This is a genomic window from Burkholderia sp. L-4, assembly GCF_056856535.1.
This window is the reverse complement of sequence record NZ_JBXEOX010000002.1, coordinates 470,858-484,135: the sequence shown is the minus strand read 5'-3', so window position 1 is coordinate 484,135 and position 13,278 is coordinate 470,858. Positions and strand designations below refer to the sequence as shown.

The following is a 13,278-nucleotide window of genomic DNA, read 5'->3' as shown; positions in this document are numbered from 1 at the left end:
CCGCGGACGGGTCGATGAGGCGGGGCGGCGCGCTTAGTCCCACTGCGGCGCGAGGCCGGCCGGGTCGACTTCGCGGCCGTTGCGCTCGAGCGCGGCGATCTGCGCCATGTCTTCGTCGGTGAGGCGCAGCGTCTGCGCGAGCAGGTTGCTTGCGAGGTTTTCGCGCTTCGTCGACGACGGAATCACCGAGTAGCCGAGCCGCAGCGCCCACGCGAGCGCGACCTGGGCGGGCGTCGCGTCGTGACGGCGGGCGATCGCGCCGAGCACCGGGTCGCCGAGCACCTTGCCGTACGCGAGCGTCATGTACGACGTCACGTGGATGCCTTCGCCGTTCAGGAACTCGACGAGCTTGCGGTTCTGCAGGTACGGGCTCAGTTCGATCTGGTTCGTGGCGATCGCCTCCTTGCCGACGGCCGCGATCGCTTCCTGCGTCAGTTCGATGTTGAAGTTCGAGATGCCGATCTGGCGCGTGAGGCCTTTCGCCTTGGCGTCGGCGAGTGCGGTCATGAATGCCTGGATCGATACGCCGTTGCCCGTGGCCGGCCAGTGGATCAGCGTCAGGTCGACATGGTCGGTGCGCAGCTTGCGCAGGCTGTCTTCCAGGCTTGCGCCCAGCTTTTCCGGCGCGTAGTTGTCGACCCAGATCTTCGTGGTCAGGAACAGGTCTTCGCGGCGCACGCCCGAGGCGGCGATCGCTTCGCCGACTTCGGCTTCGTTGCCGTAGATCTGCGCGGTGTCGATCGCGCGGTAGCCGACTTCGAGGCCGTTGCGGACCGAGTCGATGACAACCCGGCCTTGCAGGCGGAAGGTACCGAGGCCGAATGCGGGAATCTTGCTCATCACGTGCTCCAGGGAGGGTGAAACGATTACGGGTCAGGCGTCATTCTGGCGTCTTGGACTGATGAAATAAACGCCTATAGAAGTCAATGATATTTGACTTGAAATCAAATATAAGTCCTGCGGCTGGCCCGCCGCAGGCCGTTGCCGGCCTTATGCGGCGCGCGTCTGCACGTTCGTCGCCGGATGAAAGACGGGCAGCACGTCCGATGCGATCTCGGCCATCGTCTCGTCGAGCGGGCGGCGGTTGCGGCGGAAATGCAGGCCGATGTGCCGCACGCCGGCGTCGCGCATCGCCGCCAGTTCTTCCGTCAGCGCGATGCGGCCCGCGCGGGCGCCGAAGCGGTGCCGCTGCAGGGGCTCGTGCGGATCGTCCGCGAGGTCGAGGTGGATGAAGCTCACGTACGGCTTGTCGCCGGCCACCGCGCGCCAGTTCGCGGCGCGCTGCGCGTGGTCGGCCGGCGTGCCCGGATACGCGAGGCAGCCGTCCATGTGCTCGCCGATCCACGCGGGCGTCTGCTGCGCAAGGCCCGCGACGAGCAGCGGCACCGGCGAACGGGCGACCGGCAGCACGTCGAGGCCGGGCGGCAGGTGGCCGCGCGCGCCGTCGCGCAGCAGCGCGATCTGGTCGCGGAAATTCGCGCCGCGCGACGCGAAATCGCGGCCGAACAGCGGATACTCGACCGGCCGGTCGCCGCTCGCGACGCCGAGCATCAGGCGGCCGCCGCTCAGTTCCTGGATCGTCGCGGCCGATTTCAGCGTCAGCAGCGGCTCGCGCAGCGGCAGCACGACGGCTGCCGTGCCGAGCAGGATGTCGTTCGTGATGCCGGCGAGGTAGCCGAGATACGAGAACGTTTCGAACACCTGCGCGGCGTCGCCGAACGACGGGTCGTATACCGGCACGTCGCGTACCCAGAGCGCGCGGAAGCCGAGCGTGTCGGCCAGTTGCGCGAGCTCCGCGTGGATCTCCAGGTCGGGCACGCCGGGGCGGCGGCCGTGGTGCTGGCGCTTCGCGTCGCCGGCCGGCGACCAGTCGTTGTCGAGCGGCAGTTCGATGCCGACGCTGAAGCCGCCGTCGGCGAGTTTCTCGAGTGAAGTGGACATGTTCGGGCTCCGTTCAGACCGCGCGCAGGCTGCCTGCGAGGCGGTGGAAATCGAGCGACGGCGCGGTGAAGAACGCGCGCGACGTGCCGGCGGCGAAATCGTCGATGTGCACGACCGTCGCGCGGTCGGCTTCCTGCCACGCGATCGCATAGGTCTCGCCGGCGACGGGCTGCCACGCGTATTCGACTTCCCCCTTCGCGCCCGCGTACGGGCCTTCGGTGATCTCGTAGCGCATGTGGAGGCCGTCCTCGTCGTACGCGTTGAGCGCGGTGAGGCCGTCGTAACGGACTTCGAAAGTCTTGCCGGCGAACGGCGGACGTCGGGTCGATGCGTTCATGCGGGTGGACTCCTGCAAAAAAGTGACGTTCAGTGGGCGAGTTCGACGGGTTCCGCCGTGCGTTCCGGCAGCCCGTGGCGACGGTCGAGGCGGCCGCTCAGCGCGGTGAGCGCGAATGCGCCGAGCGTGACGAGCGCGGCGATCCACGGCGTGTGGCCGAGGCCGACGTTCGCGACGATCAGGCCGCCGAGCGACGAGCCGCCGGCCACGCCGAGGTTGAACGCGGCGATGTTGAAGCCCGAGGCGACGTCGGCGGCGTCCGGCGCGAAGTGGCGCGCCTGCTTGACGACGTACACCTGCAGCCCCGGCACGTTGCCGAACGCGACCGCCCCCCAGGCGAGCATCGTCAGCACCGCGAGCCATTTCACGTGGATCGTGAAGGTCAGCGCGAGCAGCACGATCGCGAGCAGCAGGAAGATCCGCTTGAGCGCCTTCACGGGGCCGACGGCATCCGCGAGCTTGCCGCCCCACACGTTGCCGAACGCGACCGACACGCCGTAGCCGACGAGCACGAGGCTGACCTGCGACGGCGTGAAGCCGGCGATCTGTTCGAGCAGCGGCGCCATGTACGTGAACGCGATCAGCGAGCCGCCGTAGCCGACGGCCGTCATCGCGAAGACGAGCAGCAGCCGCGGCTGGGCCAGCACGCGCAGCTGGCGGGCGAGCGGCGCCGGCGGCGTCCGCGGCAGCCCGCGCGGCACGAAGGCGACTGCGCCGAGGAACGCGACGAGGCCGAACAGCGCGACGATCAGGAACGTCGCGCGCCAGCCGAAGTGCTGGCCGATGAAGGTGCCGAGCGGAATACCGGCGACGAACGCGACGGTCATCCCGCTGAACATCGTCGCGATCGCGCTCGCGGCCTTGTCCTTCGGCACGAGCGTCGTCGCGATGATCGAGCCGACCGAGAAGAACACGCCGTGCGCGAGGCCGGTGAGGACGCGCGCGACGATCAGCGATTCGTAGCCCGGTGCCTGCCAGGCGACGAGGTTGCCGACGGTGAAGAGGGCCATCAGCCCGGCGAGCAGCGTCTTGCGCGGCACGCGGCCGGTGAGCGCGGTGAGCAGCGGCGCGCCGATGGCGACGCTCAGGGCATAGAGGCTGACGAGCAGGCCGGCCGACGGCAGGCTGACGCCGAGATCGGCGCCGATCGTCGGGATCAGCCCGACGATCACGAACTCGGTCGTGCCGATGGCAAACGCGCTGATGGTCAGCGCAAGCAGGGCGAGTGGCATGGTGGATCCTGGTTCCGGTAAGGATGGATCGCAGTGTGCCGACTTTACTTTTGCGGAAAAACTGGTCTATAAACCAAATTGTTTTGATTTCAGATCAACAATGAAGATCACGCTCGACGAACTCCAGGCCTTTGCCGCCGTGGTCGACACCGGCTCGATCACCGCTGCGTCCCAGCAGCTCGACCTCACCGTGTCGGCGACGAGCCGCACGTTGGCGCGGCTCGAGGAGAAGCTGAAGACCACGCTGCTGCGCCGGACCACCCGCCGGCTCGAACTGACCGAGGAGGGGCGTGCGTTCCTGCAGGATGCGCGCGCGATCATCGAATCGGTCGAGAATGCGGAGGAGCAGATGCTCGCGCGGCGCGAGATGCCGTCCGGGCGCCTGCGCGTCGACGCCGCGACGCCGTTCATGCTGCACGTGATCGTGCCGCTCGTGCGCGGCTACCGCGCACGCTTCCCGAAGGTCGAGCTGGAGCTGAACAGCAACGAGGGCATCATCGACCTGCTGGAGCGGCGTACCGACGTCGCGATCCGGATCGGCCGGTTGAAGGATTCGACGCTGCACAGCCGGCGCATCGGCAACAGCCGGCTGCGCATTCTGGCGAGCCCCGCCTATATCGAAGCGCACGGCCAGCCGCGCAAGGTCGAGGAGCTCGCCAGGCACGCGCTGCTCGGCTTCACGCAGCCCGAGTCGTTGAACGTGTGGCCGATCCTCGGCGCCGACGGCGAAGCGTGCCGCATCGAGCCGGACGTCAGTTCGTCGAGCGGCGAGACGCTGCGGCAGCTCGCGCTGGAGGGCGCGGGCGTCGTCTGCCTGTCGGATTTCATGACCGCGCAGGATCGCGAGGCGGGGCGGCTCGTGCAGGTGCTCGCGCGTCAGACGCTCGAGGTCGAGCAGCCGATCCATGCGGTGTATTACCGCAATACCGCGATCTCGTCGCGGATCGCGTCGTTCGTCGACTACATGATCGAGGTGCTGGGCGGCAGCAGCGGCGGCGGCGGGACGCCGACGCGGCGCAAGGCCGCGTGGCTGGAGCCGCAGTAGCGGCGCCTCGCGGACGGGAAGACGGCGGGCGCCGCCCCCGTTGATCCGGCGTGCCGCGCGGGCGGCACGCCGTCATGCGGCCGTTACGCCTCTTCGGCCCAGGACATCCCGTCGCGCGCGAGCAGCGCCGACGAAGCGGCCGGCCCGAACGTGCCGGCCGTATAGAGGCGCGGCCGGTCGCCGAGCTGCTTCCAGCCGTCGAGGATCGGCTCGACCCACGTCCACGCGGCTTCGAGCTCGTCGCGACGCATGAAGTGCGTGAGGCGGCCGCGGATCACGTCGATCAGCAGCCGTTCGTACGCTTCCGCGCGCCGCTCCGGAATCGCCTGCTGCAGGTCGAGGTTCAGGTTGACCGGCACCATGTTCATCCCGCTGCCCGGTTCCTTCGCGAGCATCTGCAGCTGGATCGACTCTTCCGGCTGGAGCTGGATCACGAGGCGGTTGCCGTAATGGCGCGGGCCGTTCGGGATGATCGAGAACGGCATGTCGGCGAACTCGACCACGATTTCCGACTGGCGGCGCTGCAGCCGCTTGCCGGTGCGCAGGAAGAACGGCACGTTCGCCCAGCGCCAGTTGTTGATGTGCGCGCGCAGCGCGACGAAGGTTTCCGCGCGGCTGTCCGCCGGCACGTTGTCTTCCTCGAGGTAACCCTTCACCGGCTGGCCGTCGACCGCGCCGGCCGTGTACTGGCCGCGCACCGTGTCGCGCGCGACGTCCGACAGCGACATCGGCCGCAGCGAGCGCAGTACCTTCAGCTTCTCGTCGCGCACCGCGTCCGGGTCGAGCGACACGGGCGGCTCCATCGCGACGATGCACAGCAGCTGCAGCAGGTGGTTCTGCACCATGTCGCGCAGCGCGCCCGTATGGTCGTAGAAGCCCGCGCGGCTGCCGACGCCGACCGTCTCCGCCACCGTGATCTGCACGCTGCGGATGTTCGGCGCCTGCCACAGCGGCCCGAAGATCGGGTTGCCGAAGCGCAGGACCATCAGGTTCTGCACGGTTTCCTTGCCGAGATAGTGGTCGATCCGATAGATCTGCGATTCCTCGAAGTGCTTGCCGACCGCATTGTTGATCGCCTTCGCGGACGCAAGATCGTGGCCCAGCGGTTTTTCGAGGACGACGCGCGAGCGCGCGTCGACCAGGTGCGCGGCCGACAGGTTGTCGCAGATCGTCGTGAACAGCTCCGGCGACGTCGACAGGTAGAACACGCGGATCGCCTCGCCGCGCGCCGCTTCGGCGAGGCGCTGGTAGTCGTCGGGCGCGTTCACGTCGATCAGCACGTACTTGAAGAGATCGAGGAAGCGGCTCCACGCGTCGGCGTCGAACGCCTTCGCGTCGATGAACGGGCGCGACTGCTCGTCCATGAACTTGCGATAGCCGTCGATGCCCCAGTCGCGGCGGCCGACGGCGATGATGCGCGTCTCGGGCGGAAGATTGCAGTGCAGGTGCGCCATGTACAGCGCGGGCAACAGCTTGCGGGCGGCCAGGTCGCCGCCGCCGCCGAAGATGATCATGTCGACGGGCCGGTCGGCCGCGGTCTGGGTAGGCTGATTCGTCATGGGAGGTTCGCGGTTTGAAGCGGTGAACGTGAAACGAACGTCGAGGGCGCCGGGCGCCGGCACGGCAAAACCCTAATAGTGCACGGTTTTGATGGATCGCGTGTGCGTTCGCCCGGATGTAACAGCGCTTGCGTTCCGGATGAAGGCTTGATTATGATTGAGTGCTCACTCATTAAAGGAATCGAACGTGGCTCGACCGCGCAGTCCCGACAAGCACGAAGCCATCCTCGCCGCCGCCGCCCGCGCGCTCGCCGAGGACGGCGCCACTGCGACCACCGCGCGCATCGCGCGGCTCGCCGGCGTGGCGGAAGGCACGGTGTTCACGTACTTCGAGACCAAGGATGCGTTGCTGAACGCGCTGTACCTGAGCCTGAAGGCCGACATGCGTGAAGCGATGATGACCGGATTTCCGGAACACGCGCCGGTCGAGCAGGCCGTGCGGCATGCGTGGAACGGCTATGTGTCGTGGGGCGTCGCGAATCCGGACGGGCGGCGCGCGCTGCAGCAGCTTGGCGTGAGCGGGCGCATCGACGACGCGCATCGCGCGGCCGGCGCCGAAGGCTTCGGCGGAATCAGCACGCTGCTGCGCGAGCAGATTGCCGCGTCGGGCGCGCTGAACCGCGACGAAGCGCATGCGTTCTGCGCGGCATTGTTTACGTCGATCGCGGAAACGGCGATGGAGTCGATCGCGCGCGATCCGGCACGGGCGGATGCCTATCGGGAAGCCGGGTTTCGTGCGTTGTGGGCCGTGCTGCACGCGGTGTGAGTGAAGGATTGCCGTCGTGGCGGCGCGTGCGGTTGCGCGTGTCGCGGCGGCGGCCGGCGGTGCGTTTCGGGCAGGGTGATGCAGGTCATGAAGGACCGAATCGTCGCCCTTATTAATGAGTGAGTAATCATTCATTTTTGTGATTTCACCACGATCAAGGAGTGAACATGTCGAAAGTCTGGTTGGTAACGGGGGCCGCGCGCGGCCTGGGGCGAGCGATTTCGGAAGCGGTGCTCGCGGCGGGCGACCGGTTGGTGGCCGGCGCCCGCGATCCGGCGCGGCTGGCCGATCTGGCCGAGCGGTATGGCGACCGGCTGCTGACGGTCGCACTCGACGTCACCGACGAAGCGGCGGCCGCGCAGGCCGTCGCGGCCGCACAGGCGGCGTTCGGCCGTATCGACGTGCTGGTGAACAACGCGGGTTACGGCCATACGGCGCCATTCGAGCAGATGGGCGCCGACGATTTCCGCGACCAGATCGAAACGAACCTGTTCGGCGTGATCAACCTGACGCGCGCGGTGCTGCCGACGCTGCGTGCGCAGCGTGCGGGGCACATCTTCCAGGTGTCGTCGGTCGGCGGGCGCACGTCGACGCCCGGGTTGTCCGCGTACCAGGCCGCGAAGTGGGCGGTCGGCGGGTTCAGCGACGTGCTCGCGAAGGAAGTCGCGCCGTTCGGCGTGCGCGTGTGCACGCTCGAACCGGGCGGGATGCGCACCGAATGGGCCGCGCAGGCGAAGCGCGACATCGACGAGCTGCTGCCCGATTACCAGCCGTCGGTCGGGAGGATTCTCGAGCTGCTCGGCACGTATGGCGGCCACGAGGTCGGCGACCCCGCGCGGATCGCGGCGCTGATCGTCGAGTTGTCGCGCCGCGACGATGTGCCGCTGCGTCTGCTGCTCGGCGGCGATGCGCTGTACGTGTGCGAGCAGGCGGAAACGCAGCGCGCGGAAGAGGCGGCGCGGTGGCGCGATGCGACGCTGTCGACGATGTTTCCGGATGCCAGGCTGCCCGACGGGCTCGATGCGCTGAAGGCGGTTGACTGAGCGATGCCGCGGGGGCTGCCCGGCTGTTCGCATCGTCCGGCATGGAGGTCGTGCCGGTGACGGGGCGAAAGGAGGCTGTGCGGATATGCTAGTTGATCGTAAATCTGCTCACGAACGCCGCTGAACGGCGTTCACCACTTAGCTCGCTGGTAGGATCGGCGAAACGTTCGCTTAAATCTTCGGCACGCTCCATTTCGCTGGCGTAGTGCAAGCTGAACTCTCGCGCTGTCGTCGGTAGCGCACTGAGCAATTCGGTCCGATCGACGAGTCTGCTCCGAGCAGATGCGGCTTACCTTCGGCCGCTCCTCTCGGTAATCCGAAAACCGTCGGCTGCTCGTCATTGGTCTGCCGCATACGAAGCAAAAACCTTTTTTAGATATGCCAAGAATACTTTGACGTTCGGGCTACCACGGCGGCTCTCCGGCCAAAGAGCCGTGATAGTGGAGCGCGGTTCGACGAACTCGGTGAGGATCGGCACAAGTTCCCCACGCCGAACGTACGATGCAGCGACATACGTCGGTGAAATTCCGACGCCTCCCCCAGCCGCCATGACAGCAGCAACCGCATCGCTGGTATCAACAATGATGCCTGCATCCGGCGTGAGGCTGAGCGACCCTTTGCCCGTGGAAAAAGTCCAGCGGAGGACTTGTCCCGAACTTTGAAAACGAAAATTCACACAATCGTGATCCACGAGGTCATCGGGATGCCTGGGAACCCCGCGTTTGGCAAGGTAGTCCGGCGACGCATAGGCTCCGATGTAGTGAGGCGAAAGCTCTCGCGAGACCAAACGAGAGCCCGCAAGATCCCCAACGCGAACAGCCACGTCGAAACCTTCACCGACGAGGTCGGTGAGATGATCGCCCAAACGTAGGTCAATCGACAGCTTTGGAAAACGCTTGCGAAATGCTGGTAGGGCGGGCGCGATGAGATGAACCCCGATTGGGAGCGGCGCGGTGACCTTCAGGATGCCCGCTGGTTCGGCTCGCGCCGAGGCGGCAACCTGTTCGATCGCCTCCATTTCCGACAGCAGGCGCAGCGTGCGTTCATGCAGGTCGCGCCCCTCCTGAGTCAGTGTTAACGACCGAGTCGTGCGGTTGAACAGTTTAAGCGCGAAGTGATGCTCCAGACGCTGGATACTTTTGCTTACAGCGGAAGGCGTCACGCCAAGCGCCCGCGCCGCAGCTGAATAGCTTCCCAATGATGCAGCGCGGCTGAATGCGATAAGACCGGTGAGGCGGTCCAGGCTGATTTGTTCCATGGCGGAAATATAGAAGGGAATCGGGCGCTGATTATCAATGTCGGCTGTCAAGTATAGAGTGCTCTGCACGGCGTCGATTTGAGTTGCGCCGGCTGACAGGACCCACTTCATGAACTCTGATTTCGATTCCCATCCACTCAAGAGCAAGTCCGTTCTCATCTTCGGCGGAACGTCCGGAATCGGCCTTTCGGCGGCAAAGCAGGCTAAGGCCGCTGGTGCAAGCGTCACGGTCGTCGGGTTCAACTCGGAGGGCGCTGAACAGGTCGCCATCGAGAATGGATTTGCGGGTTGGCGGAGCGCCGACGTGACCAAGCCGGAAACCATCGTCTCGGCACTCGTCGACATTGCTCACGTCGATCATCTCGTTCTCCTCGCGGGGACCTTTGTGGCCGGCAAGGTGCTGGAGGCGGATGTCGACTATCTACGACGGGCGTTCGACGAGCGCGTTTGGTCAGCCATCCATACCTTGCGCACATTGGGTGATCGCCTGGCCGTCGATGCCTCCGTCACGTTTATTTCCGGCGTGTTGGCCGACCGACCCAATGCCTACGGCACAGCCATTCTTGCATCCGCGTCGGCCGCGATGGAGGCGCTGGCCAGGGGGTTGGTTCTGGAACTTGCGCCTCGCCGTGTCAACACCGTTTCTCCCGGCACCACCGACACGCCGTTGCTGGCGCGCACGCTCGGCGAAGGTCGCGAGGCATACGTCAACGCACTGAAAGACAAATTGCCGCTGCATCGTTTGGTAACCGCTGCAGAAGTGGGCGCTGCAGTGGTGTTCCTCATGAGCAATGGATCAATGAACGGCGAGACGATTCATGTCGACGGCGGCGGCCGCCTTGTCTGAGCCGTGTAAAGGCTCGTTGGCATTTCCACGCTGGCAAAAATCGGAAGGAGGTTGGAGTGCCTACGCTGTTTGATCCCGTTCGACTCGGTGCAATTGAAGCGCCCAGCCGTATTCTCATGGCGCCGATGACGCGTGCGCGGGGAACACGCGAACACGTACCGACCGCGATAATGGCGGACTATTACAGTCAGCGTGCATCTGCCGGGCTCATTATCTCGGAGGCGATCGGTATCTCCCGACAGGGCTTGGGATGGCCTTACGCCACCGGGCTGTGGACGGCAACGCAAATTGCCGGCTGGCGCGAAGTAACCGATGCCGTGCACAAAGCGGGCGGCCGCATCATTGCGCAGCTTTGGCATATGGGGCGAGTCGTGCATCCGAGCTTTCTGGATGGTGCGCCGCCTGTCTCGGCGTCCGAAAGTACGGCACCCGGCCATGCTCATACCTACTCGGGCAAGCAGCCCTACACGCAGGCGCGCGCACTCGAGACGGACGAAATTCCCGCGATTATCGAGCAGTTCGCCGCCGCGGCACGTCATGCGCTGAAGGCGGGCTTCGACGGCGTACAGTTGCATGCGTCGAACGGATACCTGATCGATCAATTTCTGCGAGACAGTTCCAATTTCCGCAGCGACGCGTATGGCGGATCGATCTCGAATCGGCTCCGGTTTCTCATCGAGGCAACCCGGGCCGTCGCGGATGTAGTGGGTTCCGGCCGCACCAGCGTTCGCCTGTCTCCAAACGGCGAAACGCAGGGCGTGCGAGACAGCGATCCCTTGCCGTTGTTTATCGCGGCCGCCGAGGCGCTATCTGCAATTGGGATCGGGTTCCTGGAACTGCGCGAGCCTCCACTGAACGGCAGTTTCGGCGTCGGCTATCTCGATCCGCTCGCTGCGAAAATTCGACCGGCTTTCAAAGGACCGCTGGTGCTCAACTCGGATTTCGACGCCACTCGAGCTCAGGCAGAACTCGGTGCAGGCGTTGGCGACGCGGTTACGTTCGGTCGCCCGTTCATCTCCAATCCGGACTTCCCTCGGCGTCTGGCTGAAGCGATTCCGCTCGCGCCAGACGACCCGACAACATGGTTCACGCAAGACGCGGAGGGCTACATCGATTACCCGTTCGCGGAGTCGACGTAACCATACCTTCCTGAAGCGGCTCAAGATTGGACGGCACCCGCGGACGTTCTTTGCGCCGGCCTGCCGCGTTCCGGCGACAAACCCTCGATATCGCGTTGGCCGCGACGGCGACTTCCGCTGCAACAGTTACTTCCCTGCAACCGTACGAAAGGAACACGATCATGTCATTCATTACAACGCGGGACAGCGTAGACATTTTCTACAAAGACTGGGGACCCAAGGACGCTCAGCCGATCGTGTTCCATCACGGCTGGCCGCTCTCCGCGGATGACTGGGATGCCCAAATGCTCTTCTTCCTGTCGAACGGTTATCGCGTCGTTGCCCATGATCGGCGCGGACACGGGCGCTCGTCGCAGGTCGCTGAAGGTCACGACATGGATCATTACGCGGCGGACGTGTTTGCTCTCGTCGAGACACTGGACCTCAGGAATGCAGTGCATATCGGCCATTCCACCGGCGGGGGCGAAGTTGCGCGCTATGTTGCAAGGCACGGCGAGCCGGCGGGGCGTGTCGCAAAGGCCATTCTTGTGAGCGCCGTGACGCCGCTGATGCTGAAGACGCCATCGAATCCCGAAGGCCTGCCGCTGGATGTCTTCGACGGATTACGCAAGGGACTCGCTAAAAATCGCGCACAGTTCTTCGTAGACGTGCCTGCGGGTCCGTTCTACGGGTTCAACCGTCCGGACGCGACCGTTCATCAGGGCGTGATTCAGAACTGGTGGCGCCAAGGAATGATGGGTAGCGCGAAAGCCCACTACGACGGTATCAAGGCGTTTTCGGAAACCGACCAGACCGAAGATCTCCAGTTGATCGGCGTGCCGACGCTGGTGCTTCACGGCGAGGATGACCAGATCGTCCCGTACAAAGACGCGGCGCTCAAGGCAATCAAACTGTTGAAGAAGGGCAAGTTGAAAACGTTCCCGGGCTTCTCCCATGGGATGTTGACCGTCAACGCAGGTGTTTTGAACGAAGAACTTCTGGCATTCGTTCAAGGCTAAGGCTGGCGGGACATCGCGCACCTGCTTGCGCGTCATGTCCCGCGCCTGCTTTTCCCCCCTATTCTGAGGAGCCGAGATGACTACCGATGTTTTGGCCGTGGCGCTTCGATTCTTTTCGCTTTGGACCGAGAACCGCATCGACGACGCGCTGTCGATGCTCTCCGATGATGTCCTCTACGATAACGTTCCGTTCCCCGACATCGTTGGACGGGACAATGTTCGCAAATTCCACCGCGATTTCGGGATCGGTACGACGTTCAAGGTCGACTGGACAGTGACCCATATTGCCGCAGCGGGAAACGTCGTCCTCAATGAGCGGATCGACATCTTTCAACACGAATCAGGAGGAAAAATCACGCTGCCCGTGATGGGTACCCTCACCATCGTCGATGATCGAATCACGGTTTGGCGAGACTACTTTGATCCCGCGGATTTCGATCGGCAATTTAGCGCAATCAAGAAGTAGTTGCAAACTACTACAAAGATAAAAAGAGACAGCTCTTCATGTGTCGACCCTGGCACACTCATGAGAGCCGTCGCATTTTGCGTTCATGGTCGTACCATGTTTCACGATGATCATCGCATGATTTTTAATGCGCCAGAATAGTGCGCGAAATTTCATGGAGCACTCGCGGCACGATGAATACGGATTCCAGAATCCAAGCGCCACAACCAAGCGCTCATCGCACTGGTACAGCGACGCTGTGACGTCCTGTTGGCTAGCCCTTTCGGCATCTTCGGCTTGCGTCAGAATCGCGCCAAAAGTTCGAAACTGCCTACGGCATGCACATTGTCGCCAAAGGTGTTCACTCGCTGCGTTCATTGGGTCGTGAGTCCAGCCGGTCGGCGGCTCGTACAGGCGCGCGTTGCCTGCATACGAGTGTAGGTTCGGCGAAACGGCATGATTTGCCCAAAGTTGAACAAATCGGCTTTGCCATCCTGTTCTGGTATCGGCGAGACTCGAAAGCGGTTACGCCGATTTGCGGTGCTGTTCTGCTGCCAGCAGGGCGGACCGCTGCCGGTGCGGTGTCCGGAAGAGCCAGTTCGACTTCCCATTGGACCGTCTGTTGACTTGCGGGTAGAAATGCGCGGGGGCTTATCGGCCGAGGCTCA

13 protein-coding genes are annotated in these 13,278 nt (G+C 64.5%); 7 read left to right on the top strand and 6 right to left on the bottom strand.

The genetic code is table 11. From position 1 onward, the window contains the following. Nucleotides 1-33: 33 nt before the first annotated feature. The 4 genes from dkgB to AC1VVG_RS18880 form a co-directional block, all read right to left on the bottom strand. The gene (dkgB, locus tag AC1VVG_RS18895) at nucleotides 34-840 is read right to left on the bottom strand and encodes a 2,5-didehydrogluconate reductase DkgB (RefSeq protein ID WP_482836017.1); all 807 of its coding nucleotides are present in this window, start codon (nucleotides 838-840) and stop codon (nucleotides 34-36) included. A gap of 150 nt (nucleotides 841-990) precedes the next feature. Further along, nucleotides 991-1,941 carry an LLM class oxidoreductase gene (locus AC1VVG_RS18890; protein ID WP_482836016.1) on the bottom strand — a complete coding sequence of 317 codons (951 nt, stop codon included), beginning with the start codon at nucleotides 1,939-1,941 and terminating at the stop codon, nucleotides 991-993. Nucleotides 1,942-1,954: 13 nt separating this feature from the next. Further along, nucleotides 1,955-2,278, bottom strand: a complete 324-nt coding sequence (locus AC1VVG_RS18885) for a MoaF-related domain-containing protein (RefSeq protein ID WP_034187756.1) — start codon at nucleotides 2,276-2,278, stop codon at nucleotides 1,955-1,957. Between the two features lie 29 nt (nucleotides 2,279-2,307). Beyond that, nucleotides 2,308-3,510 (bottom strand): MFS transporter, encoded by a 1,203-nt coding sequence (locus AC1VVG_RS18880; protein ID WP_034187757.1) that lies wholly within the window; start codon nucleotides 3,508-3,510, stop codon nucleotides 2,308-2,310. Nucleotides 3,511-3,610: 100 nt separating this feature from the next. Between AC1VVG_RS18880 and AC1VVG_RS18875 the strand changes: the two genes are divergently transcribed. Beyond that, on the top strand, nucleotides 3,611-4,555 hold the full coding sequence (locus tag AC1VVG_RS18875) for a LysR family transcriptional regulator (protein WP_034187758.1): 945 nt from the start codon (nucleotides 3,611-3,613) through the stop codon (nucleotides 4,553-4,555). 83 nt (nucleotides 4,556-4,638) lie between these two features. Here the strand turns inward: AC1VVG_RS18875 and zwf are convergent, their stop codons facing one another. Further along, complete coding sequence (zwf, locus tag AC1VVG_RS18870) at nucleotides 4,639-6,114, bottom strand: glucose-6-phosphate dehydrogenase (RefSeq protein ID WP_034187759.1); 1,476 nt, start codon at nucleotides 6,112-6,114, stop codon at nucleotides 4,639-4,641. A gap of 187 nt (nucleotides 6,115-6,301) precedes the next feature. Between zwf and AC1VVG_RS18865 the strand changes: the two genes are divergently transcribed. Beyond that, on the top strand, nucleotides 6,302-6,880 hold the full coding sequence (locus AC1VVG_RS18865; RefSeq protein WP_482836015.1) for a TetR/AcrR family transcriptional regulator: 579 nt from the start codon (nucleotides 6,302-6,304) through the stop codon (nucleotides 6,878-6,880). 167 nt (nucleotides 6,881-7,047) lie between these two features. After that, a complete protein-coding gene (locus tag AC1VVG_RS18860; protein ID WP_034187761.1) occupies nucleotides 7,048-7,923 on the top strand; it encodes an SDR family NAD(P)-dependent oxidoreductase in 876 nt (291 codons plus the stop codon). Between the two features lie 337 nt (nucleotides 7,924-8,260). Here the strand turns inward: AC1VVG_RS18860 and AC1VVG_RS18855 are convergent, their stop codons facing one another. Next, the gene (locus tag AC1VVG_RS18855) at nucleotides 8,261-9,181 is read right to left on the bottom strand and encodes a LysR family transcriptional regulator (RefSeq protein ID WP_034187861.1); all 921 of its coding nucleotides are present in this window, start codon (nucleotides 9,179-9,181) and stop codon (nucleotides 8,261-8,263) included. Between the two features lie 109 nt (nucleotides 9,182-9,290). Between AC1VVG_RS18855 and AC1VVG_RS18850 the strand changes: the two genes are divergently transcribed. The 4 genes from AC1VVG_RS18850 (at nucleotide 9,291) to AC1VVG_RS18835 (ending at nucleotide 12,631) form a co-directional block, all read left to right on the top strand. After that, nucleotides 9,291-10,028, top strand: a complete 738-nt coding sequence (locus AC1VVG_RS18850) for an SDR family oxidoreductase (RefSeq protein ID WP_482836014.1) — start codon at nucleotides 9,291-9,293, stop codon at nucleotides 10,026-10,028. A gap of 56 nt (nucleotides 10,029-10,084) precedes the next feature. Beyond that, complete coding sequence (locus tag AC1VVG_RS18845) at nucleotides 10,085-11,167, top strand: alkene reductase (protein WP_034187763.1); 1,083 nt, start codon at nucleotides 10,085-10,087, stop codon at nucleotides 11,165-11,167. A gap of 161 nt (nucleotides 11,168-11,328) precedes the next feature. Continuing rightward, nucleotides 11,329-12,165, top strand: coding sequence for an alpha/beta fold hydrolase (locus AC1VVG_RS18840; RefSeq protein ID WP_034187862.1), 837 nt, complete (start codon nucleotides 11,329-11,331; stop codon nucleotides 12,163-12,165). 76 nt (nucleotides 12,166-12,241) lie between these two features. Beyond that, on the top strand, nucleotides 12,242-12,631 hold the full coding sequence (locus AC1VVG_RS18835; RefSeq protein WP_034187764.1) for a limonene-1,2-epoxide hydrolase family protein: 390 nt from the start codon (nucleotides 12,242-12,244) through the stop codon (nucleotides 12,629-12,631). Nucleotides 12,632-13,278: the final 647 nt, after the last annotated feature.

What these genes read in the sequence shown, in the direction of transcription:
- dkgB (WP_482836017.1), bottom strand. Translation starts at nt 840, where the DNA reads ATGAGCAAGATTCCCGCATTCGGCCTCGGTACCTTCCGCCTGCAAGGC.
- AC1VVG_RS18890 (WP_482836016.1), bottom strand. Translation starts at nt 1,941, where the DNA reads ATGTCCACTTCACTCGAGAAACTCGCCGACGGCGGCTTCAGCGTCGGC.
- AC1VVG_RS18885 (WP_034187756.1), bottom strand. Translation starts at nt 2,278, where the DNA reads ATGAACGCATCGACCCGACGTCCGCCGTTCGCCGGCAAGACTTTCGAA.
- AC1VVG_RS18880 (WP_034187757.1), bottom strand. Translation starts at nt 3,510, where the DNA reads ATGCCACTCGCCCTGCTTGCGCTGACCATCAGCGCGTTTGCCATCGGC.
- AC1VVG_RS18875 (WP_034187758.1), top strand. Translation starts at nt 3,611, where the DNA reads ATGAAGATCACGCTCGACGAACTCCAGGCCTTTGCCGCCGTGGTCGAC.
- zwf (WP_034187759.1), bottom strand. Translation starts at nt 6,114, where the DNA reads ATGACGAATCAGCCTACCCAGACCGCGGCCGACCGGCCCGTCGACATG.
- AC1VVG_RS18860 (WP_034187761.1), top strand. Translation starts at nt 7,048, where the DNA reads ATGTCGAAAGTCTGGTTGGTAACGGGGGCCGCGCGCGGCCTGGGGCGA.
- AC1VVG_RS18855 (WP_034187861.1), bottom strand. Translation starts at nt 9,181, where the DNA reads ATGGAACAAATCAGCCTGGACCGCCTCACCGGTCTTATCGCATTCAGC.
- AC1VVG_RS18850 (WP_482836014.1), top strand. Translation starts at nt 9,291, where the DNA reads ATGAACTCTGATTTCGATTCCCATCCACTCAAGAGCAAGTCCGTTCTC.
- AC1VVG_RS18840 (WP_034187862.1), top strand. Translation starts at nt 11,329, where the DNA reads ATGTCATTCATTACAACGCGGGACAGCGTAGACATTTTCTACAAAGAC.
- AC1VVG_RS18835 (WP_034187764.1), top strand. Translation starts at nt 12,242, where the DNA reads ATGACTACCGATGTTTTGGCCGTGGCGCTTCGATTCTTTTCGCTTTGG.